At 32.3% G+C, this 22154-nt stretch carries 13 protein-coding genes and 1 pseudogene; 9 read left to right on the top strand and 5 right to left on the bottom strand.

Translation table 11 applies throughout. The features are described from left to right. Window positions 1–242: 242 nt before the first annotated feature. Together AD998_11595 and AD998_11600 are read left to right on the top strand one after the other, a co-directional pair. Complete coding sequence (locus tag AD998_11595) at window positions 243–818, top strand: AraC family transcriptional regulator (GenBank protein ID KOY86703.1); 576 nt, start codon at window positions 243–245, stop codon at window positions 816–818. A gap of 360 nt (window positions 819–1178) precedes the next feature. After that, a complete protein-coding gene (locus tag AD998_11600; protein ID KOY86704.1) occupies window positions 1179–2132 on the top strand; it encodes a hypothetical protein in 954 nt (317 codons plus the stop codon). Window positions 2133–2186: 54 nt separating this feature from the next. Here AD998_11600 and AD998_11605 read toward each other — a convergent pair whose 3' ends face one another. The 3 genes from AD998_11605 to AD998_11615 form a co-directional block, all read right to left on the bottom strand. Further along, a complete protein-coding gene (locus AD998_11605; GenBank protein KOY88169.1) occupies window positions 2187–2762 on the bottom strand; it encodes a hypothetical protein in 576 nt (191 codons plus the stop codon). Between the two features lie 11 nt (window positions 2763–2773). Then, window positions 2774–3736: a hypothetical protein gene (locus AD998_11610; GenBank protein KOY86705.1), complete on the bottom strand. Its 963-nt coding sequence runs from the start codon at window positions 3734–3736 to the stop codon at window positions 2774–2776. 193 nt (window positions 3737–3929) lie between these two features. Continuing rightward, window positions 3930–6860: a helicase SNF2 gene (locus AD998_11615; GenBank protein ID KOY86706.1), complete on the bottom strand. Its 2931-nt coding sequence runs from the start codon at window positions 6858–6860 to the stop codon at window positions 3930–3932. Window positions 6861–7154: 294 nt separating this feature from the next. Here AD998_11615 and AD998_11620 point away from each other — a divergent pair, with 294 nt between their 5' ends. Next, on the top strand, window positions 7155–8585 hold the full coding sequence (locus AD998_11620; protein ID KOY86707.1) for a pyruvate kinase: 1431 nt from the start codon (window positions 7155–7157) through the stop codon (window positions 8583–8585). Window positions 8586–8687: 102 nt separating this feature from the next. Here AD998_11620 and AD998_11625 read toward each other — a convergent pair whose 3' ends face one another. Continuing rightward, complete coding sequence (locus AD998_11625) at window positions 8688–9137, bottom strand: hypothetical protein (protein KOY86708.1); 450 nt, start codon at window positions 9135–9137, stop codon at window positions 8688–8690. A 170-nt stretch (window positions 9138–9307) separates the two neighbouring features. Here AD998_11625 and AD998_11630 point away from each other — a divergent pair. Beyond that, window positions 9308–11260: pseudogene (locus AD998_11630) on the top strand (hypothetical protein). 1016 nt (window positions 11261–12276) lie between these two features. On the opposite strand, the gene AD998_11635 reads toward AD998_11630, so the two are convergent. Continuing rightward, window positions 12277–13479, bottom strand: coding sequence for a proline dehydrogenase (locus AD998_11635; GenBank protein ID KOY86709.1), 1203 nt, complete (start codon window positions 13477–13479; stop codon window positions 12277–12279). 84 nt (window positions 13480–13563) lie between these two features. Here AD998_11635 and AD998_11640 point away from each other — a divergent pair, with 84 nt between their 5' ends. The 5 genes from AD998_11640 (at window position 13564) to AD998_11660 (ending at window position 22131) form a co-directional block, all read left to right on the top strand. Continuing rightward, on the top strand, window positions 13564–14271 hold the full coding sequence (locus AD998_11640) for a hypothetical protein (GenBank protein KOY86710.1): 708 nt from the start codon (window positions 13564–13566) through the stop codon (window positions 14269–14271). 73 nt (window positions 14272–14344) lie between these two features. Continuing rightward, window positions 14345–15085 (top strand): dolichyl-phosphate beta-D-mannosyltransferase, encoded by a 741-nt coding sequence (locus AD998_11645; protein ID KOY86711.1) that lies wholly within the window; start codon window positions 14345–14347, stop codon window positions 15083–15085. Window positions 15086–15166: 81 nt separating this feature from the next. Further along, window positions 15167–16021, top strand: a complete 855-nt coding sequence (locus AD998_11650; protein KOY86712.1) for a hypothetical protein — start codon at window positions 15167–15169, stop codon at window positions 16019–16021. Between the two features lie 131 nt (window positions 16022–16152). Continuing rightward, a complete protein-coding gene (locus tag AD998_11655; GenBank protein KOY86713.1) occupies window positions 16153–19122 on the top strand; it encodes a hypothetical protein in 2970 nt (989 codons plus the stop codon). Window positions 19123–19176: 54 nt separating this feature from the next. Next, on the top strand, window positions 19177–22131 hold the full coding sequence (locus AD998_11660) for a hypothetical protein (protein ID KOY86714.1): 2955 nt from the start codon (window positions 19177–19179) through the stop codon (window positions 22129–22131). Window positions 22132–22154: the final 23 nt, after the last annotated feature.

Below are 22154 nucleotides of genomic sequence, written 5' to 3' on the forward strand. Positions count from 1 at the left end.
AAATTACCACTAATATTTTTCTTTATTCACATTTTTTGATTCAATTTATATATTTTTGACAGTTTGATGTTTTGTACCTTCAAGCCCTGTCAGGTTTTATTCATAACTAAATTGCCCGAAATAATTTATCTAATACTCTCTATCATTGTCTTTATTCTTATAAAATGTGTTCTATCTTTAAAAAGCAATTATTCTACTAATTAGCGTGTTTATACAATAAATTCAAAATAAAAATTACAATCATGAATGACAAAACTGTTCTTGTAAAAAATATGGTATGTAATCGATGTATATTGGCAGTGGAGCAGACTCTGCAAAGTCTTCAAATACCTTTTTTACAGGTAAAAATTGGAGAAATACAGACTTCAACGCCTTTAGAAGATAATCAGAAGCATATATTAACTCAGGAACTTTCTAAAATTGGTCTTGAAATCATTGATAATAAACAAACAGCTTTTATCGAAAAAATAAAACAACTTGTTATTTTAAAAGCCAGAAATGAAGTAAAAGAAGAAGATAAAAAGAAAAATTTGTCAGTTTATTTAATAGACCATATCCATCAGGAGTATTCTTATGTCAGTAGTCAGTTTTCAGAAATAGAAGGGAGAACCATTGAAAATTTTTTTATAGAGCAACGTATCGAGAAAGCAAAAGAGCTGTTAGTTTATAACGAATACAACCTTTCCCAAATTGCCTTTGAATTAGATTACAGTAGTGCTGCCCACTTATCAAGCCAGTTTAAAAAGGTTACAGGGCTTACGCCATCCCATTTTAAAGAAATAGGGTCTATGAAACGAAAAGCTCTTGATAAAATCTGAATCTAAAAATTATATAATTCATTCCAAAAGTTGTATAACACATCTCAAAAGGATAAGAAGTACCTTTGTATTGTTCATTTAAACAAATACTATTATGTCAAACTTCATTCAAAAAAACCGAAAATCTCAAAATGTTTGTAATTGCTCACAATGTAACTGTGGGGGAAATTGCTCTACCGATTGCAGTTGTGGTTGTACTTGTTGCAAATAATTGAGTTATCACCTCTATAAGGTTTAAAAACTTTACAGGGGTGTTTTTTTTAACTTAACATATTTTAAAATGAAAAACTCTCAATCAATCAAGATTTTTGTAATTTTGCATAATCAATTCTCAAAACGAATTATATTCAAGAAAAGAAAATGTTGAAAAAATATTACTCAAAATATGGAGGAATTTTAGTAGGTGGACTCTATGGTTTGTTGATGCGTATTGTTTTTGAATTAAACTTTACGGGACATTTTGCTGATTTATTTTCAATAACTTTTGTTTGGTTGCTTCCAATAGTTATAGGCTTAATACCTCTAATATTTTCTCCAAAAGAAGAATTAAACGATTGGGAAAAGAGAGTTTATAAGCCAGTACTATCTGTGTTGGTATTTTTTGTATTGTGTTATTGGACTGGACGTGAGGACATTATTTGTATTATCATTATATCTATTCCGTTCTTGATTATGGCAGGATTTTCGGGTTTTATTTTGGGTAGCATGATTATGCGTTATAGGAAAAAAAATGGAATTATGTATTCAGTGCTTCTATTTCCCTTTATTTCAGGACTCATTGAGCCTAATTTTTCAACACCGAAAGAAACTTTTCAAACAACTTCCTCAATCATCATCAAAGCCAATAAAGCTAAAATTTGGAAAAATATCATCAGAGTTGATACAATTCAAGAAACAGAATATAAGAAAGGATTTTTTAACTATTTGGGCATTCCAAGACCCCTTTTTGCAGAATTAGACAAAGATACATTGCAAGGAACAAGGATTGGGCATTTTGAGGGTGGATTGAAGTTTCAAGAAAATATTATAAAATGGGATAAGAACAATTTCATAACATTTGATATTCAAATTATACCCTCAACAACAAACAGAACAATATTTGAAAGACATATTCTCAATGAGCAACATTTCAAATTTTTAAGTGCAACATACAAGCTGAATGAAATCAACAATGAGCAAACAGAACTATTGTTAATTACTGAATATCAACTTGACACAAATATAAATTTTTATGGCGAATTTTGGGGAAAACAATTGCTAACAGACTTTCAAGAAAGACTAATAGGGGTGATAAAAAATAGATGCGAAAAATAAGTCTTTGTTTATAACAACATAAAACTAAATATTGATGAATATTCAAGCAAAGTATTATACTTCTGAACTTCGTTCTAACCTTATATCAGTCTCTCTTGTAATATATTTCCATTCTTCTGTTTCTCTTAAATAACTTACTAATTCATCAAACAGATTTTTGCTTTCTGGTTTAAATTCAAACCAAGTTAAAAAATCATATTCTTCTCCAATATCACGAGAGTGATATAGCTTTCTCGAAATTTCAGTCAGATATTTTAAACTAAAATGAATGTGTTTGGATTGTTCTTCAAATATATTTCTTCTTTCATCTTGTGTAAGCAACCACCATTGCTCACTTTTTTTTATTGGAATAAGTGTAGCATATTTGTATTCAGGTTTTCCAAGAACAGAGGGAGTCTGATCTAAAGCATTTTTTTCTTCTCTGTTGGTATATCTCATATTACTTGATATCCCTTTTAATTTCCAAAGATGTTCATTTGCATTTGTAGAACCTTCTATACTTTCAATAGAAATTTTTTCAACAATATCTAAGGGTTTACCTATAATAGACTCCATAGATATTACTTGCCAAATTCCATGTTTTCCACCATAAAAAGTGGTTAATGATTTATTGTTAATGGTATTATCCATAAAATTATATATCATTTAATAGAGAAAAGCTCTTGTTCTACCATTTTTACAAATTCTATAAAAGATGAATCTTTATCTTGGTATGGATTTGAAACTCTATACAATATACCATTGACCCATACTGAAATGGTAAGAATCTGTTTATCATGTGCAAAAGGAGTTAAATCATTTGCATATTTACTTTGCCAATCAAAGCTTTTGGCCTTGAGTAAAAGAGTTGTTAATTTATGGGTATCAATTTTATTTTTCAATTTTATATTAGAGCTTATCACAGTTCTATCACCCATAACTTTTATATCATAAGAAATTGTATTAGGCATACCTGGGCTCAACGAAATTCCTAATACAATTTCTTCCAGTGGAATGGTAGGAGTCTGACGTCGATATTTTAAATTAGAAAAGCCTTCAGTAAGTTTATACTGAAAAATAGAGGAGAGATTTAAAAAGTCTTTAAAGCTACCTTTTGCAATAATATCTTCTTTTCCTTCTTTTGTATATTCTTTCAAAGCATCGTTTGAGCTATAATACAGATTATCTATAAACCATGTATTTTCATCTAACCAAACAACGACCATATTATGAACACTAGCATTTTCATAAACATGCATAGTATTATAATATAAATAGTTTTTATCAATTTCTTTTTGGAGTAATAAAAAGTTTAAATTTTCTGGTAATAACTTATATAAAATACTGCGATTTGTATTTGTGATAGCATCAAAATATTGCTTGAGTGTTATGTTGTCTTTTTTTATACCAAAGTATGGTAACCAATTTAATGAAGTATTTAAAAGCATGGCTTTTTGTTTTTCATTCATTAAATACGTTTGACGTTTAATATATAGATTGTAATCTCTTTTTCCTCCATGTATAACTTTATTATCAGAACTTACCCATTTATCATTTCCTGCATTCTGTTCACTTTTATTTACCTCTGAATAAATTTCTATACGAGGATAATTATTTAATTCCATTTTATGATCGAATGTTTGTGATGATGGTTTTTTTAGATAAGTACTGTTAATATTTAATACAAAAAAAACATTTATTAAAAATGGAGCTATTATTATTTTTATAAGCATAGTTGTAGTATTTATATTTCAAAATATAGGCATAAATTTTTATTGTATAGATATTTAATTTATAGTTTATAACTTTAGTCAAATACTAACTCAACAAATTAGAAATATCATCTTTACTCAAACTCTTAAAGAAACCATCTTCTACACTAATAATACTACTAGCTAATTGCTTTTTAGTTTCTTGGAGAGCTACTATTTTTTCTTCTATACTATTTTTAGAAATAAACTTATACGTAATAACTGTATGTTGTTGTCCAATTCGGTGTGCTCTGTCTACAGCTTGTGCTTCTACAGCAGGATTCCACCAAGGGTCAAGCAGAAACACATATTCAGCAGCCGTTAAATTAAGACCTACACCTCCAGCTTTTATCGAAATCAGGAAAATAAGCGTATTTTCATCTTTCTGAAAACGTTCAACTTGTGCTTGCCTATCTATGGTGGCTCCATCCAAATAAGCATATTTCCAGCCTTTTGAATCTAAATACTTTTTAAAAATGCTCAAATGTTTCACAAACTGACTAAATACTAATACTTTTTTCTTTTCTTCTACAAGTGTTTCAAGTTTATAAATTACATCTTCCATTTTCCCTGAACCACCTGTATATTCATTATCTACCAAAACAGGATGATTGGCAATTTGACGGAGCTGTGTAAGTCCTTTTAAAATTAAAAACTGATTTTTGGCAATGCCATGTTGCTCGATTTGCTCTAAAATTTTGTTTCTGTACTGGGATTTAATTTCTTCATAATATTTTTCTTGTTCCACACTCATAGTAGAGTAGTTGATATTCTCAATTTTGGCGGGTAGGTCCTGAGCTACTTGACTTTTGGTTCTACGTAATATAAAAGGTTTTGTAACTTGATGCAGTTTTTCAGTTTTTTTAATGTCCTGATTCTTTTCAATGGGGTTTAAATATTCTTTTTTAAAGAAATTTTGTCCACCCAGTAAGCCTACATTTGCAAAATTCATCTGTGACCATAAATCAAGCAAACTATTTTCGATAGGCGTACCTGTAAGCAATAGTTTTTTCAAACTTCTCAGTTTAATGACAGCTTGCGAAACATTGGATTGTGGGTTTTTAATTGCTTGCGACTCATCCAAAATGATATAATTAAACAAAATTTTAGAAAGAGCTTCTATATCTATTCTTGTGATGCCATACGAAGTAATGACTACATCAAATTTATGTAAATATGGCAATGCCTTTTCTCTTTGGGAGCCTGTATAAGTGACAATTTGCAGACGTGGAGCAAACTTTTTAGCTTCTACTTCCCAATTGTAAATCAGTGAGGTAGGAACAATAATGAGAGAAGGTTTTTTCTCTACATCTTCTTTTTCTTTTTCAGCTTGTAGAACAGCAAGTGTCTGAATGGTTTTCCCTAGACCCATATCATCAGCTAAACATCCCCCAAATCCATAATCTCCCAAGAATCTCAGCCAATTATAGCCTGCTTTTTGATAATTTCTTAAAGTTGCTTTTAAGTCTTTAGGCAATGGATAGTCTTGTATTTCTTCAAAATTTTGTAATTGGGCAAGTTTTTTCTGCATATTGATTTCAGCCCAATTCTCTTGCTCCAATTTTTGAATGAGATACAAATGATGCTTTTGGATTTGTAAGCTATCTTTTTCTTCTGTGAAATAAAATAAATCATTATATCTGCTAAACCATTCTTCAGGAATCAGAGCTGTTTCGCCATTTGGTAGTTTATATTCTTTTTTGCCTGCTAAAATGTAGGGGCGAAGTTTGATAAACGGAATTTTAAAATCTCCAAAACAAATAAGAGCCTCCAAATCGAACCAATCTTTATTTTCATTAATTTTAAACTCAATTTGGCTGTTTCCAACAAAATAACGTTTATCATCAAAATGTTGTTTAAGTAAAATCTCTTCATTTTGTAAAGATAAAGCGTGTTTTTCGAGCCATGCAAGAGCATCTTTTTGGGCAAGTACTTTTTTACCCAGTTTAAATTCTAAGTTCTTGTTTTTAAGTGTTTGAATAATATTTTTCTCAAAAACAACATTTTTAGTAATTCTATGAAAAATGTAACTATTAGAAGTTTGCTCCAAATGTACAAAAGCAGGTTTATCATCAGTGGCTTTGAAGGTGTATTCACCATATTTAAAATAAAGTTCAAAAACAAACTCTGATTCTTCTTCAGTTTCAATATCTTCTTCGGTTTCATCAAATAATGACATTGAAACTGTTTTTGTGAATTGGCTAATTTGTAAAACAGCTTGTGGTAGGTGTGCCTGACTTCTAATTTCAAAACCTTGTGCATAGACATCAAATGCAGCTACAAGAGGTGTTACGAAGGTTTTAAAGTATTTTTCTTCAATGTTTCTGGCAATATTAATGTACCATTTATTTAAAAAAGGCTTAAACTTGTTTCCATCAATATTTTTGCTGAAATGGTAGAGTTTATCATCAATGAGCATCCAAGCAGGCTCATTACATAAAATAAGAGCATTTTTAAATTGAAAATCTAATTTTTTTCCATCACATTTAAGTGTAGGAAAATAATGAGTTTCTTTTTCATCTCTTCTAAAATGAAACAACACTGAAACGGGTTGTTCTATCAGTTGAATAGACTTCCAAATGGGGTTTCCATCTGTACCCATGATAAAAAACTTTTTTTGTTTAGCATGAACCAAGGCAAGGATACAGGCTATTTTCTCATCTAAATAGTTTTCTATGGCTTCTTGCAATGCCTTATCGCCTTTATTTTTATCATAAATCTTCAAGAAAAACTCATTCTGAAAAATTTTCTTAGGATAAAATTTTTTGATAATGGTTTCTGTTTGGAGAGCATCTGTGAGTTTTAAAATCTGTAAATCTATTTCATCCAAACCTTTCTGAAAGTCTTTAGCAGTTTTAGAGGTAAGTCCTTGATATTGAAGTGTTAAATTTCCCTTGCTATTTACTTGCACAGCAAAAGGGGCTATCAAATAACCTAAATATTCATGTTTTAACAAAGAATAAATAATAGCAAACGGTTGTGTAGTGGCGACTTTCATGGAACTCAAATGGTATCAATAAGGGTCTTTTAAGGCTGTTACGTCTTATTATAAATCTGCAAGATAAAGTTTATTTACGACTTTTATATGAATTTAATGTAAAATCATTTTTTGCTAAAAATCATTTGGGTTTTTGAAAGAAAACATAGAAATTGAAATGCAAATAGTTAAATTTATGATATTTTTATAAAAATAATAGAATAAAGGAAGTAGAAAAAAAGACTTTTTTCTTTTCTCTAAATATTTTAAAATATTGTTCAAAAATCACATTCACATCGTTATCTGTAAAAATTTATGAGTATTGTATTTAACAAAACAAAGATTATAGCAACTATTGGGCCCTCTTCCAACACCAAAGATAAAATTTTAGAATTAGCCAGAGCAGGTGTAGATATATTCAGACTCAATTTTTCGCATGGAACACATGAGCAACACCAACAAGTAATAGATTTCATCAGACAAATTAATCAAGAACATCAAATGAATTTGGCTTGTTTGCAAGATTTACAAGGTCCAAAAATTCGGATTGGTATGGTTGAAAACAATGGTGTTGAACTCCAAAATGGACAAGATTTTGCCATCACTACTGAAGAAATGACAGGTACAAGCCAAATGGTAAGCACTGTATATCAGTATCTTCCTAAAGATGTGAAAATTGGGGAAACAATTTTATTGGATGATGGTAAAATAGAGTTGAAAGTAGTAAATAAGAATGATAAAACAGTTTTTACAAAAGTAGTGTATGGTGGTACACTAAAATCCAAAAAAGGGATGAATTTGCCCCAAACAGATGTTTCTTCTCCATCACTCACAGAAAAAGATACAGAAGATTTAATGTTTGGGTTGGAAAATAATTTAGAATGGATAGCCCTTTCCTTTGTGCGTACAGCTACTGATATTCTTTTGCTTCGCCATATCGTTCAGCAAAAAGGTAAAAATCCAAAAATCATAGCCAAAGTAGAACGCCCTGAGGCAATTACAAATATTGATGAAATTATCAAAGTTTCTGATGGTATTATGGTGGCTCGTGGCGATTTGGGCGTAGAAATGGATGCAGAAGTAGTACCTATTTTACAAAAAATGATGGTTGAAAAATGCAAAAAAGCTGCCAAACCAGTTATCATCGCTACCCAAATGATGGAAAGCATGATTACAAGCCCAAGACCTACAAGAGCTGAAACCAACGACATAGCCAATGCTGTAGTAGATGGTGCTGATACACTGATGCTTTCAGCAGAAACGGCTTCAGGAAATCATCCTCTGCTCGTTATCAAGAGTATGGCAAAGACTATTCAATATATAGAAGAAAACGTAAATGATGTTTACCATAAAAATTTAGAGCCTGATAAAGAATCTAAAACTTTTTATAGTGATAGCCTCATTGCTACAGCCTGCAATTTAGCAAGACAAACCAATGCCAAAGTAATTGTGGGCATGACAAACTCTGGTTATACTGCTTATAGGCTTGCAAGCCATAGACCTGAAGCCGATATTTATATTTTTACAAGTAATAAGCCCCTCATGAACACTCTGAATCTTGTTTGGGGGGTAAGGACATTATATTACGATAAATTTGTATCTACAGATAATACTTTTAATGATATTATTGAAATCTTGAAAGAAAGAGGTTCTGTAAAACAAGGAGATGTAGTCATACAATTAGCCAGTATGCCTATCGAAGAAAAACAGAGAACCAATGCTATAAAAATTAGTGTGGTTGATTGATGTGTTTAATCAGAAACTGTTAATAAAAATGAAGATACTTGCCCTCACAAGTGACACCTTGTTGAACTTGCGAAGGCAAGTAATTTTGTTTAGAAATCTATGTTACTTTATTGTACCATCAAAAGTAAGCTTATCTTCACCATTATAATAGAAAAGCTCTATCAAAGGAATACTAACAAAAGGCATAGTTCGTACTGTTATTTTTCCTATTCCTTCATAATCAGCAATATAAATACCATTGTCGGTACTTTCAAATTCAAGGTTTTTAACAGAATAATTATTGTAACTAGAAGGTGGATTTAGAGTAATATCCAAAGAATAAGTTGTACCAGTTGCCCTGATAGTAGCTATCCCAATTGTATTGAAATTACGCTCTGGCGTTGCTATAATTCTATTAGAATGTACAAATAGTCCAGAAAATTGATTATTTATTACATTATCAGGCAGAGACATTGCTCTCTCTGCTTCTATGGATACCGTTTTTTTCTTACAAGATACAAATGTAATGGAGAGAATGATGCCAAGTGTTAACAAAAAAGGTGCTTTTTTCATTAAAGTATAGGATTTAGTATAATAGGAAATAGGTCAGCTAATAACAAATTTTATGCCTAAATATAATAATTTTGTAGTTTTTTTTCGATGTTAGTTAAAATTAGTGTGGTAGATAAAAAAAATGAACATAATGCGTATATTTGTTTTATACATCCTTAAAATATACGCTTATGTTAAAAAAAATTCTATTCTTTGCTTTTTTAATAGTTTCTTGGGATTTACAGGCTCAATCTTTATGGCAAGATATTGCTGAAAGTCAAGTTCAAAGAAGTGCTTCTAAAAAACGTTGGATAATTCCCAATAAATACAGAGCCTTGCGTTTAAATGAAGCCTTTTTCAAGAATATCACTGCAAGCTTTCCTCAAGAAAGTTCAGATTTAAGATTTTCTGCAAAAAACTCAAGTGCTGTGATGGCAATTCCTATGCCTGATGGTGAAACTCATCTTTTTCGTATAGCGGAAACATTTGTAATGCACCCTGAACTTGCTAAAAAGTTTCCTCAAATTAAAACTTATGAAGGATATGGTGTTACAAACCCCACAGAATATATTCGTTTCGATTATACTCTGCAAGGTTTTCATGCTTTGATTTTCACAGAAAAAGGGATGGTGTATATAGACCCTTACCAGCAAAATGATACAGAAAATTATATCAGTTACTACAAACACGATTTTCAATCCACAAAAACAATGAGTTGTCAAGTGGTAGATGAGGACAATCATGCAGAAGAAATTAAGCATTTGGTAGAAAATTTAAGAAGAAATAATGAAAGACCTTCAGGAGCAACACTGCTTACTTATAGAGCTGCTGTAGCTACTACAGGAGAATATACTACTTTTCACGGAGGAACTGTATCAGGTGCTTTAAGTGCCATCACTACCACTATGAATCGTGTTTCTGGAGTGTATCAAGTAGAGCTATCCATTAGATTTCAATTAATTGCCAATAACAATACCATTATCTATACCAACGCAACAACAGACCCCTACACCAATAATAGTGGTAGTACTATGCTTGGTGAAAATCAAACCAATGTAGATAATCTAATTGGAAATGCCAACTACGATATTGGGCATGTTTTCAGTACAGGTGGTGGTGGTATCGCTGGTTTAGGTGTAGTGTGTAGAACAGGACAAAAAGCAAGAGGTGTAACAGGAAGTGGTTCTCCTATCAATGATCCTTTTGATATTGACTATGTAGCCCATGAAATGGGGCATCAGTTTGCTGGAAATCATACTTTTAATGGAGGGCAAGGTTCATGTGCTGGTAATAGAAATTCTTCAACAGCTTTCGAGCCAGGTAGTGGTGTAACTATTATGGCCTATGCGGGTATTTGTGGTTCTGATAATTTAGCAAGTAACAGTATAGCAATATTTCATGTAGGAAGTTATGATGAGATATTCGCTTATACTCGTAATGGTGCTGGAAATGGTTGTCCTGTAAGTACAGCCAATGGTACAAATCAGCCACCTTTGCCCACTGTACCCACGGGAGGTTTTGTAATACCTATTGGTACTCCATTTCAACTAACAGGCTCAGCAACAGATCCTAATAGTGATGCTCTTACTTATTGTTGGGAACAAGTGGATTTAGGTGCAACAGGAGCCCCTGGAAGCCCATCAGGAAACGCACCTATTTTTAGGTCTTTTATGCCTACAAGTTCACCAACTAGAACTTTTCCAAGAATACAGGACTTAGTAAATAATACAACTACTATTGGTGAGCTTTTACCCACATATACAAGAAACCTTACATTTAGAATGTCTGTGAGAGATAATTTAGGAGGGTATGATTATGCTCAAGTAGCTTTTACAGCCAATGCAGCAGCAGGGCCTTTCGTTGTGAATTATCCAAATACAGCTGCTACTTGGAGACAAGGTAGTACACAAGTTGTTTCTTGGAGTGTAGCTAATACCAATTTATCACCAGTGAATTGTCAATTGGTAAATATCAAACTTTCAACAGATGGAGGATTGACATATCCTACTACACTAGCTACAAATGTACCTAATAATGGTTCTGCAGAAATTACTGTGCCTGTTGTTACAACTACACAAGCTCGTATTCGTGTAGAAGCAGCAGACAATATCTTTTTTGATATTTCAAATGTGAATTTCACAATTAATAATGTAACACCTGGTGGAAACCCACTTGCAAATGCATTTTCTCCTTTAGATAATGCAACAGGTATAACGCTTACTACAAATCTTAAAATCTATTTTAATCAAGATATTTTAAAAGGAACAGGGAATGTGGTTTTAAAACGTTATGCTAATGATGCTGTAGTTGAATCTTTTGATGTGGCAAGCTCCAGTAGAATTACAGTTGCAAACAATGTAGTAACCATAGACCCTACAAGTGATTTGGAAGTGGGAGTAGCGTATTATGTAGAAATACCTAATACAGCATTTAGAAACGCTTCTAATCAGTTTTATGCAGGAACAGCTAATAAAGATACTTGGAATTTCTCAAGTTCTGATAATATTGCTCCAATAGTAACAACTTTTAGTCCATTAGACAATGCAACAGATGTTCCAATAGATACAAAACTAAGAATTACATTTTCAGAGCCCATTACAAAAGGTTCTTCAGGAAATATACTTATTAAAAGGCTTAGTAATAACTCACTTAAACAAAGTGTAGGTATTAACTCGTCTACAGTAACTGTAAGTAATAATGTAGCAGAAATAACAATAGTAGCATTGGAGTTTGATACAGAATATTATGTAGAAATTCCTACAGCAGGAACATTTGAGGATTTTGCAGGAAATGACTTTGCTAGCATTACAGGCAACTCAACTTGGAATTTTAAAACTCAAGCTACTGCTACTGCTTTAGTAGAACTAAAACAAGGTCAATTGCAATTATTTCCCAACCCAACTAACGATTTATTAAGTATTAGTTTGGAAAATAGCCCTCAAAATATCAAAAAAGTGCAATTGTATTCGATTTTGGGTCAAAAAATAAGTAGTTTTATATTAGATGAGAAAAATTGTACACTCAAAATGCAAGATTTAGCAAATGGGGTATATGTAGTAGAAGTAACTGTAGGAGAGCAGGTTATTAGACAAAGAATTGTCAAAAAATAAAATTCTTTTCTTATAAATAAAAAAGCTCTGAAGACTCAGAGCTTTTTTATTTATTTCTTTTTTCGTCTTACTTTTTCAGAACGTATCAAATTAAATTCTCGGCTACTTTGTCCTGCAATGGACGTATTTTCGGAAGCTCTACGAAACAAATAAGGCATCACAGCATCCACAGGTCCATAAGGAACATATTTTACAGTATTATAGCCTGATTTTGCTAAACTATACGAAATTTGGTCACTCATTCCAAAAAGTTGTGCAAAATGAATACGAGGATCATTTTTAACAATGTTTTTCTCCTGCATTAGTTTTGCAAGTAACTGATTGCTGTATTCGTTATGTGTACCTGAACACAAGCCTATTTTTTCAATATTTTCTATACAAAATGTTAAAGCTTCATTAAAATCTTTATCACAACTTTCTTTATTAGGCTGAATAGGGTCAGGATATCCCATATCTTTGGCTCTCTGGCTTTCTTTTTCCATATAAGCTCCTCTTACGAGTTTAGCCCCCAAATAATAATTTTGGGTTTGAGCATCTGCAAAAGCTTTTTTCAAATTACCAAGCATATCAGCTCTATAAAGTTGGTAGGTATTGTAAATCACAGCTCTTTTCTGGTTGTATTTAGACATAGCTTCATACGCCATTTCATCAATGACATCCTGAATCCATGTTTCCTCACCATCTACAAGCAAATTGACATCTAATTCAAAAGCTTTTTTACAAATGCTATCAAAACGGCGTTGGGCTCTTTGCCATTCTGCTTGTTCAGTATCTGTTAGTGTTTGCTTGGCTTGTATTTTCTCTAATAAACCAAAACGAGCAATTCCTGTGACTTTAAATACAGAAAAAGGAATATTAGGATTGTGATCTGCCTTTTCTATGGTGTGTAAAAGTTCTTCAGTAGTTTCATCAAAACTTTTTTCACTTTTTTCTCCTTCTACCGAATAATCTAAAATAGCTCCAATATGAAATTTGGCAAGGTTTTGGATTGTTTTTTCACACTCCTCAATGGTTTCACCACCACAAAAATGTTCAAATACTGTATTTTTAACGATTACTTTTGTAAAAGGTATTTTATACTTGAAAGCAAATTTTAGGAAGGCTGTTCCATAACGAACCAAAAAGTTATTATTCATAGCCCAAAACAAATAATAGGCTTTGTTTAGCTCTGCATCTGACTTTGAGGCAAAAGCTGTTGCTGTATCTTCAAAACTAACAGGAAAGGAGGGTGAGGGTTCAGTAAGCGTAGCCATATTATATTTTTGGATTAAACGTTTTGTTTTTTTGCTTTTTCAATTCTTTGCTTTAATTTTGGCAAATATATACAAAAAAAAATTATGTACGAATATACAACCAACGATACACTGCTTTTAAAAGAATACGGAAGAAATGTTCAGAAGTTAGTAGAGTATATCTTGACTATCGAAAATAGAGAAGAACGTACGCAAAAGGCCAATTTAATTGTGGAATTGATGAAGCAAATCCATCCAAACTACAAAGAAGTGCAAGATATTCCAAGTAAATTTTGGGATGATTTATTTATCATTTCTAAGTTTCAGCTGGATGTAGATGCTCCTTTTCCCATGCCTGAAAAAGATGCACTTGGCAAATCTCCACAAAAAGTAGAGTATAGTACCAATCATATTAAATTCAAACATTATGGTAAAAATATTCAGCTTTTGGTACAAACCATAGGAAAAATGCCCTTGGATGAAAAAAGAAAAGAATTAGAAGTTTATTTGTTTAAAATGCTCAAATCGTTCTATCAGGCTTGGCAAAAAGAAAATATAGAAGATGTAGTATTGATAGAGCATATCAAAGAAATTTCTGATAATACCATTCGAATTGCTTTGGAAGATGTGGCAGGTGATAAGGGAAGTGTGGAGAATAAAATGAAATTAAAACCCAATCAGCAATTTTATAGTAATAATCCTAATTTTAAAAACAATAAATCGAAGAAAAATCAGTTTAATAAGAATAAGAATAAGAATAGAAACCCAAATCAAAACCGTAACAACAATAATAACGGAAATCATAATAAATAGAACATTGTTCAATTATTAATTAAAACATTAATTGCTCATTGTTCATCATTCAACCAAAAACTATCCAATAATTGTGTCTGACGCACTTGTTATTATTCCTACATACAACGAAATAGAAAATATAGAAGCTATCATCAAAAAAGTATTTTCATTACCTACAAATTTTGATATACTCATAGTAGATGATGGTTCGCCAGATGGTACAGCACAAAAAGTACAAGAATTACAAATTATTTACTCAAATCAGCTTTTTTTAGAACAAAGAAAAGGGAAATTGGGTTTAGGGACTGCTTATATTCATGGATTTAAGTATGCTATGGCCAAAGGCTACGAATATGTTTTTGAGATGGATGCAGACTTTTCACATAATCCTGAAGATTTAATTCGTTTGTATCAAGCTTGTAAAGAACAAGGTGCTGATGTAGCTGTTGGTTCTCGTTATGCCACAGGTGTAAATGTAGTGAATTGGCCTATGAAACGAGTTTTGATGTCATACTTTGCGGGAAAATATGTTCGTTTTATTACAGGAATGCCAGTAGCTGATCCTACGGCAGGTTTTAAATGTTATCGAGTACAAGTTCTAAAAACTATTGAATTGGATAAAATTAAATTTATCGGATATGCGTTTCAAATAGAAATGAAGTTTAAAGCTTGGAAATTTGGGTTTAAAGTGGTAGAAGTACCTATTATTTTTACTGAAAGAGAAAGAGGAAAATCAAAAATGAGTTTCAAAATATTTAAAGAAGCCTTCTTTGGAGTAATTTCTATGAAAATCAACAGTTTCTTTCGAAACTACCAAAAAAACAATGCATAAGCATAAACGAGTATAGAAATAAATTATTAAACTATTTTTTTGGAAGTATTACTTTGTATTTAACATAAATAATAAATTATTATGAAAAGTTATCTTATTGTATTAATAGCTTGCTCCAGCTTGGTTGGATGTGTTTCTAAAAAGAAATTTAAAGTATTACAAGCTCAACACACAGCTTTAGAAGTAAATAACAGAACAAACCTTAAAAGTTTGGAAAGAGCAGAAGTAGCTCTGAAAGGTTGTAGTGATGAAAAAGCTCGTTTGGAAAAAGAATTGAGCGATACCAAAGCCATGAATATGAAGCTCATCTCGCAATCAACGGAAATGGCTATGCTTTCTAAACAAGGAGCTGAAAACTTACAGAACTCTCTTGAAAAAATGAAAGAAAAAGATTTACAAATCAGAAACCTTAATGAAGCTATTAATAAAAGGGATTCCATGACTATTGCTCTTGTAACACAACTAAAGAGAGCTGTAGGTACAGAAAATGAAAATATTGAGGTAAATGTAGAGAAAGGAGTAATTATGGTAAGTATTTCAGATAAGTTTTTGTTTACTACGGGAAGCTATGAGGTAAATAAAAGTGCTTATGCAGTTCTAAAAGACGTAGCTACTGTTTTGAAAGATAGACCTACTTTTGATGTATTAGTAGAAGGACATACTGATAATGTTCCTTTCAAGAAAGGGGATTTAATTGATAACTGGGATTTGAGTGTAAAAAGAGCAACCTCACTTTCTCGCACATTGGTACAACAATTTCAAATTGACCCTAAAAGGCTTATTCCTGCTGGGCGTGGAGCTCATATTCCTCTTGCTGATAATGCTACTGCTGAAGGAAGAGCTAAAAATCGTCGTACCCGTATTGTAGTGATGCCTAAAATTGATGAGTTTTATGGTATGATAGAACAAGGAATGAAAGGAGAAGGTAAAAAGTAAGTTTTAATCCAAAATATAATATAAAAAGACCTATTGATAAAATAGGTCTTTTTTGTTTGTGTATTTTATTAATGTTTTGGTATAAAAAAATAGACCTTTCATAAAATTGAGAGTGTAATATTCGCTTGTAAATGATTACCTTTGCTATTAAATTTAGAATAAAGTATAAAATTACAAGAACACTTATGAAGCCTCTTTACCTTAGCATTTTTTTATTACTTTTTATTCATTTTCAAAGTTTTGGACAACTACTCTTTTCTTCAGGTCCAAATAGCCCCTTTGGAACATCTCCACTTTCAGGACAACGATTGTACATGCAGGCAGCGGATTTTAATGGTGATGGAATATCTGATATTGCTATGTCTAGTATTTCAGATAATATTGCTGTGCGTATAGTCAATGAAGATGGTGATCCCACACAAGTAGCAACAGCTCTTTATTCTTGTGGAGTAGGAGCAGGTGCTGCGGGCATAGCTACGGGCGACTTTGATGGTGATGGAGATATAGATATAGCTGTTGCCAATTCCTCAACCATGAGTATTAGTCGTTTTAAAAATGATGGCAATGGTGTATTTGCTAATATGGGTAATATTACTACTATTCATGGTGCTGGTTTTAAAGAGTTAATATCTCTAGATATAGAAGGAGATGGTGATTTAGACTTGATAACAGTTTATGATGATGGAGGAAGTGCAGCCCTTTCTATATTTAAAAACGATGGATTGTTTGCATTGACAGAATTTACCCAAGGAATATTTTCTGCTTATAGCCCTGAACATGGGATAGCAGTAGGCATATTTGATAATACAATAGGAAAACCAGCTCTAATTTATGTAGATGCAAGTGATACCGTTAAAATGTTAGTGGACTTAGATACTACTCCAACACCTTCTGATATTTACCAAGAAACAATTTTAGCAAGCCCATCTTTTAGGAGAATAGCAGTAGGAGATTTTAACCTAGATGGTAATACTGATATTGCTATTTGTAGTGGAACGCCAACACTTGGAAATTTTGTAAGAATTATTGATGGACAAGGAAATGGTAGTTTTACCATAGGAGGAAATTTTACGTTTGTTTTCAATAATAATACTTATGACATTCTGGCTATGGATTTGGATAATGATAGTGATTTAGACTTGACAATAGCCAAAAGAGGAGCTATAACACAAAGTTTGGTTTTTTATACAAATGATGGAGTAGGTAACTTTTCATCAGCAACACAAGTAGATGTAAATAACCCTGGAGCTATTGCATTAGGAGATTTCAATATAGATGGTAGACCTGATGTTGTTGTAAGTTCAAGTACAGGTGATGCAAATTATATATTTTTGAACACATCATTGGGAGGTATTTCCAACCCAATTCAAGAAACTTATGTAAAAACAAGTTCCAATGGCGATTTTTTACGCTATACCAATGGAGCATTTATTACTAAAACAACTAATTTTTCCGTAGAGGGTTGGTTTAGAATAGATGATGCAGCTTTTGCAGATAGTCAATATATATTCTATAATGGAACAGTAGGTTCAGATGGTTTTGGTTTATTTCTAAAAGCATCTGCTGGAGAGCTAGTGATAGATGCAACAGGTAGTCCTGTGCCTACGGGTTTATTTGCTTCAAATAAGGTTTGGCATCATTTTGCTGTGGTTAACGATAAAAGTGGAGCATGGCATTTTTATTTAGATGGAGTTAAAAATGCTGGTTATTTAGGTTCGGATCCTGTTACATTACCCAAAAATCGGACAATTTTCTGTAAAGATGATGATAATCTGTCTGATGCAAGTTCTATGCGTATAGGGAGTATCTATGAGTTTCGCTTTTGGGATGTGGCTCTAGATACAAAAATTATCAGACAATGGATGCATGTACAACTTAAAAAAAATCATCCAAAAGCTTATGCTTTAAATAGTTATATACCTATGGACAGACGTGATGGTGGCAATTTCAATGCATACGATATAGGTTATCAAATCAATCCGACTGCTTTATACAAAGAAATAGAAATAATCCCTGTGGGATTTATTATATTTGCAACCAGCGAAGTAGCTCCTGTTGGTGATAATGGTTCTGGTCAAATAGAAAATGCTTCAGCAGATATTAATTCAAGAATAAAAACAGGGATTGAAATAGATTTTAATAATGCTCAACCTTTACCTAATGGTGAATTATTGATATCCAGGGTTTTTGATGAGCAACCTGTAAACTTTTACCCAATTAATCCAAGTTTGGTATATAGTAAAGTTTTTTGGGTATTTAGAAGTTATAATCCAACTCTTACAACTTTTTCGGCATTGGATGAACTTATCATAGATATCAAAGATGACCAATTTATCAGTGGTTTGTACCCAGTCCTAAACACACCTTCTAATCCTAATCCAGCAGCCAATGCTTTCAAATTATTTATGCGTCCAACAACATCATCATCACCAACAGATTGGGTGCAAGTAGGTATAGGTACAGGGTTTGGTAGTGTACGAGCTAGACGCCCAGCTAGTACGGTTTCAGAGTTTGGTAGAGAATTGGTGGTAGGAGTAGACCCAACCACACTTCCTGTTCGTTTGATAAGCTTTGAAGGAAAAAAAATGAACCAAGAAATAAATTTATTGGAGTGGAAAACCAGTTTTGAATTTGATAATGAAGTTTTTGAGGTAGAAAAGAGTTATGATGCTAAAAACTTCTTCAAAATAGGAGCTTTGGAAGGACAGGAAAAGACCACAAACAATACTCACTACAAGTTTGAGGATAAATATGCTTTGGAATCAGCTTATTACAGGCTCAAACAAAAAGATAAAAGTGGAAAACTTAGTTACAGTAAAGTGATTCATATTGCTTCATGGGATAGTAATAGCTCATTGTTAAAAGTTTACCCCAATCCTGTGAGTACAGAAATGTATTTAGATGTAAAAGTAGTTGAAGATGAAGAGTTTGAATTGAATATTCAAAATGTTTATGGAGAAAAAACTTTGACTCTAAAAGGTATAAAATCTTCCATAGAACAGGATTTAAACAAACAGATACAAAATTTACCCAAAGGATTGTACATTCTAAAATTATCAAATCCTTACAAAAATTATTCTACTAAATTTATCAAAAATTAGAAGATATTTATTATATTCAAGAACAAGACGCTTAATATCTTAACTATACTACCTATGAAAATTATAAAAATAATCTTGCTTTTTCTCATTTTTGAGATTTTGCCAAATAATACATTTGGACAACTCTCTTTTGGGGCACATAATAATGTTGGTGTAGGAGGTTTTGCAGGGCAAAAAAATTATATGGCAACAGCAGATTTCAACGGAGATGGCGTTTCGGACTTGGTTGTCAGTAATGAAACGAATGTATTGAGAGTAATACTTCTGAATGAAGATGGGCTTTTCCTTTCTTCAAGCCCTTTAAATGCTGCAGGGTCTTTAATGTATGAAGTTGTTACTGCTGATTTTGATTTAGATGGAGATATCGATGTTGCAGGTATTGATGGAGGAGCATATGCACTACAATTATTTAAAAACAATGGCAATGGCACTTTTACACCACCGACTGCTTTCAATATTCCCAATACGCCACCTATCAATTCAAATGGTGCAAGAGCACTAATATCTTATGATTATAACCAAGACGGTTTTTTAGATTTAATTTCTTTGGTAAGAAGAGCAGATGGCAATTACGCTTTGGCTATGTTTGAAAACAATACTTCAGGTGGATTTATAACCTCTCGAAGTATTATACCAGGACTTTTTGGTGTTACTTATGACAATAAACACAAACTTTCTTTTGGAATTTTGGACAATACCTCAGGAAAAGTAGAAATATTTTTGGTGATGAATGGACAAAATTTATACAGAATATTTGATATTACGAGTACTCCTAATGCATCCGCTTTATATTCTGGTGTAGCAGGCGATTTATTTGGAGATGTAAAAACGGGAGATTTTAATTTGGATGGAAACACCGATATTGCATTTACAAGTAGAGGTAATGGTCTAGCAAATAATTACTTAAAAGTTTCTTCGGGAGATGGTTTTGGTAATATATCTGACTACTATCAATTGGGTTTCGGAGCGGATACAGATTTAGAAAATATTACAGTACAAGATATTGATAACGATACTGATTTAGATGTTTTGGTTAGTAAAAAGGGCAATATTGGCGACCCTACTAGAAAAATACTTGTTTTTGAAAATTTAATCATAGATACTTTCCCGTCTGCTAGTTTTAATTTGGGAATTCCAGTTGTAATACCTACTAATAGCCAACCTACTCAGGTGGTTGTTGCAGATTTTAATGTGGACGGGTTATTAGATATTGCAGTCCCCATTATAGGAGGGGATGATGTAGATAGATTTTTAAATACATCACCTGTTGCTGAAGCATCTCCATTACCCGATGCAAGCATAAGCACTGGCGGAGCGGGTTTTATCAATGCATCTTTGCTACTTTCTAAAACTGTAAATTTTACCATAGAAGGCTATTTTATTGCAGACCCTGCTTTTACAGGGCACAGGCAATATCTTTTTTATAATGGATTTACAGGAATGGATGGTTTTGGACTTTATATAGATGATACAGGCTCTGGCGAGTTATTTATTGAAGGAGTGGATAATGTAGGAAATCCTTTTGATTTTTCAACAGGGATGAATGTGACATCCGCCACTGAATGGCAACATTTTGTTGTTCAGGTAGATAAAAGTGGAAATTGGAATTTTTATCTCAATGGTGTACCTCGTTTAAGTATTTCTTCTACAGTAATTATGCAACCAACAAATAATACACTAATTGGTGCAAGAAATTTAACTGTTCCACCAGCAAATTTAGGAATTGATAATGGTAATTTGCAAGAATTTCGTTTTTGGAATACGGCCTTGGATATTAAAACTATTAGAGAATGGATGCATATTCAAATAGATAATACTCACCCTTTTTATTTTACGCTCAATAGTTATTTCCCATTAACTGAAAATACAGGCACAACAGTTAGAGATATTGCTTACACTATCAATACTATATCTTTGTATAAAACTGGAACAATTGTCAATCCTGCAGGCTGGGATAATACAGATAGTGCCCCCATAGGTGATAATGGTTCAGGAGAGGTCGAGAATGCATCAGCAAATATTAACTCAAGAATAAAGACAGGTATTGAAATTGATTTTCAGACTCCATCTGGAGGAAATTTAGTGATTTCCAGAATGTTTGAGGAAAAAGAACCTACTTTTTATCCTAACAATCCAAGCTTGATATTTAGCAAGGTATTTTGGACTTTTCAGCAATATGGAGGTAGTGCCACATTTGCAGATTTAGATGAACTCATTATTGACATTGAGGATGACCAATTTATCAGTGGCTTGTACCCGATTCTGAATACACCTTCAGACCCCAACCCAGCAGCAAGTGCTTTCAAATTATTTATGCGTCCCATAGGTTCTACCAATGCAGCAGATTGGGTTCAGGTAGGCGAAGGTACAGGATTTGGTAGTGTACGAGCTAGACGCCCAGCTAGTACAGTATCAGAGTTTGGTAGAGAATTGGTTGTGGGAGTAGACCCAACCACACTTCCTGTTCGTTTGATAAGCTTTGAAGGAAAAAAAATAAACCAAGAAACAAATATATTGGAATGGAAAACCAGTTTTGAATTTGATAATGAATCTTTTGAAATAGAAAAGAGTTATGATGCTAAAAATTTCTTCAAAATAGGAGCTTTGGAAGGACAAGAAAAGACCACAAACAATACTCACTACAAGTTTGAGGATAAATATGCTTTAGAATCATCTTATTACAGACTCAAACAAAAAGATAAAAGTGGAAAATTTAGTTACAGCAAAGTGATTCATATTACCTCATGGGATTCAAATAGCTCATTGTTGAAAGTTTATCCCAATCCTGTGAGTACAGAAATGTATTTGAATGTAAAAGTATCAGAAAATGAAGAGTTTGAATTGAATATTCAAAATGTTTATGGAGAAAAAACATTGACTCTAAAAGGTACAAAATCTTCCATAGAACAAGATTTAAACAAGCAGATACAAAATTTACCCAAAGGATTGTATATTTTAAAATTATCAAATCCGTACAAAAATTATTCTACTAAATTTATCAAAAATTAAACTTCTATAAGAACTTATGAAAT

It is taken from the genome of bacterium 336/3 (assembly GCA_001281695.1).
Taxonomy (GTDB): domain Bacteria; phylum Bacteroidota; class Bacteroidia; order Cytophagales; family Thermonemataceae; genus Raineya.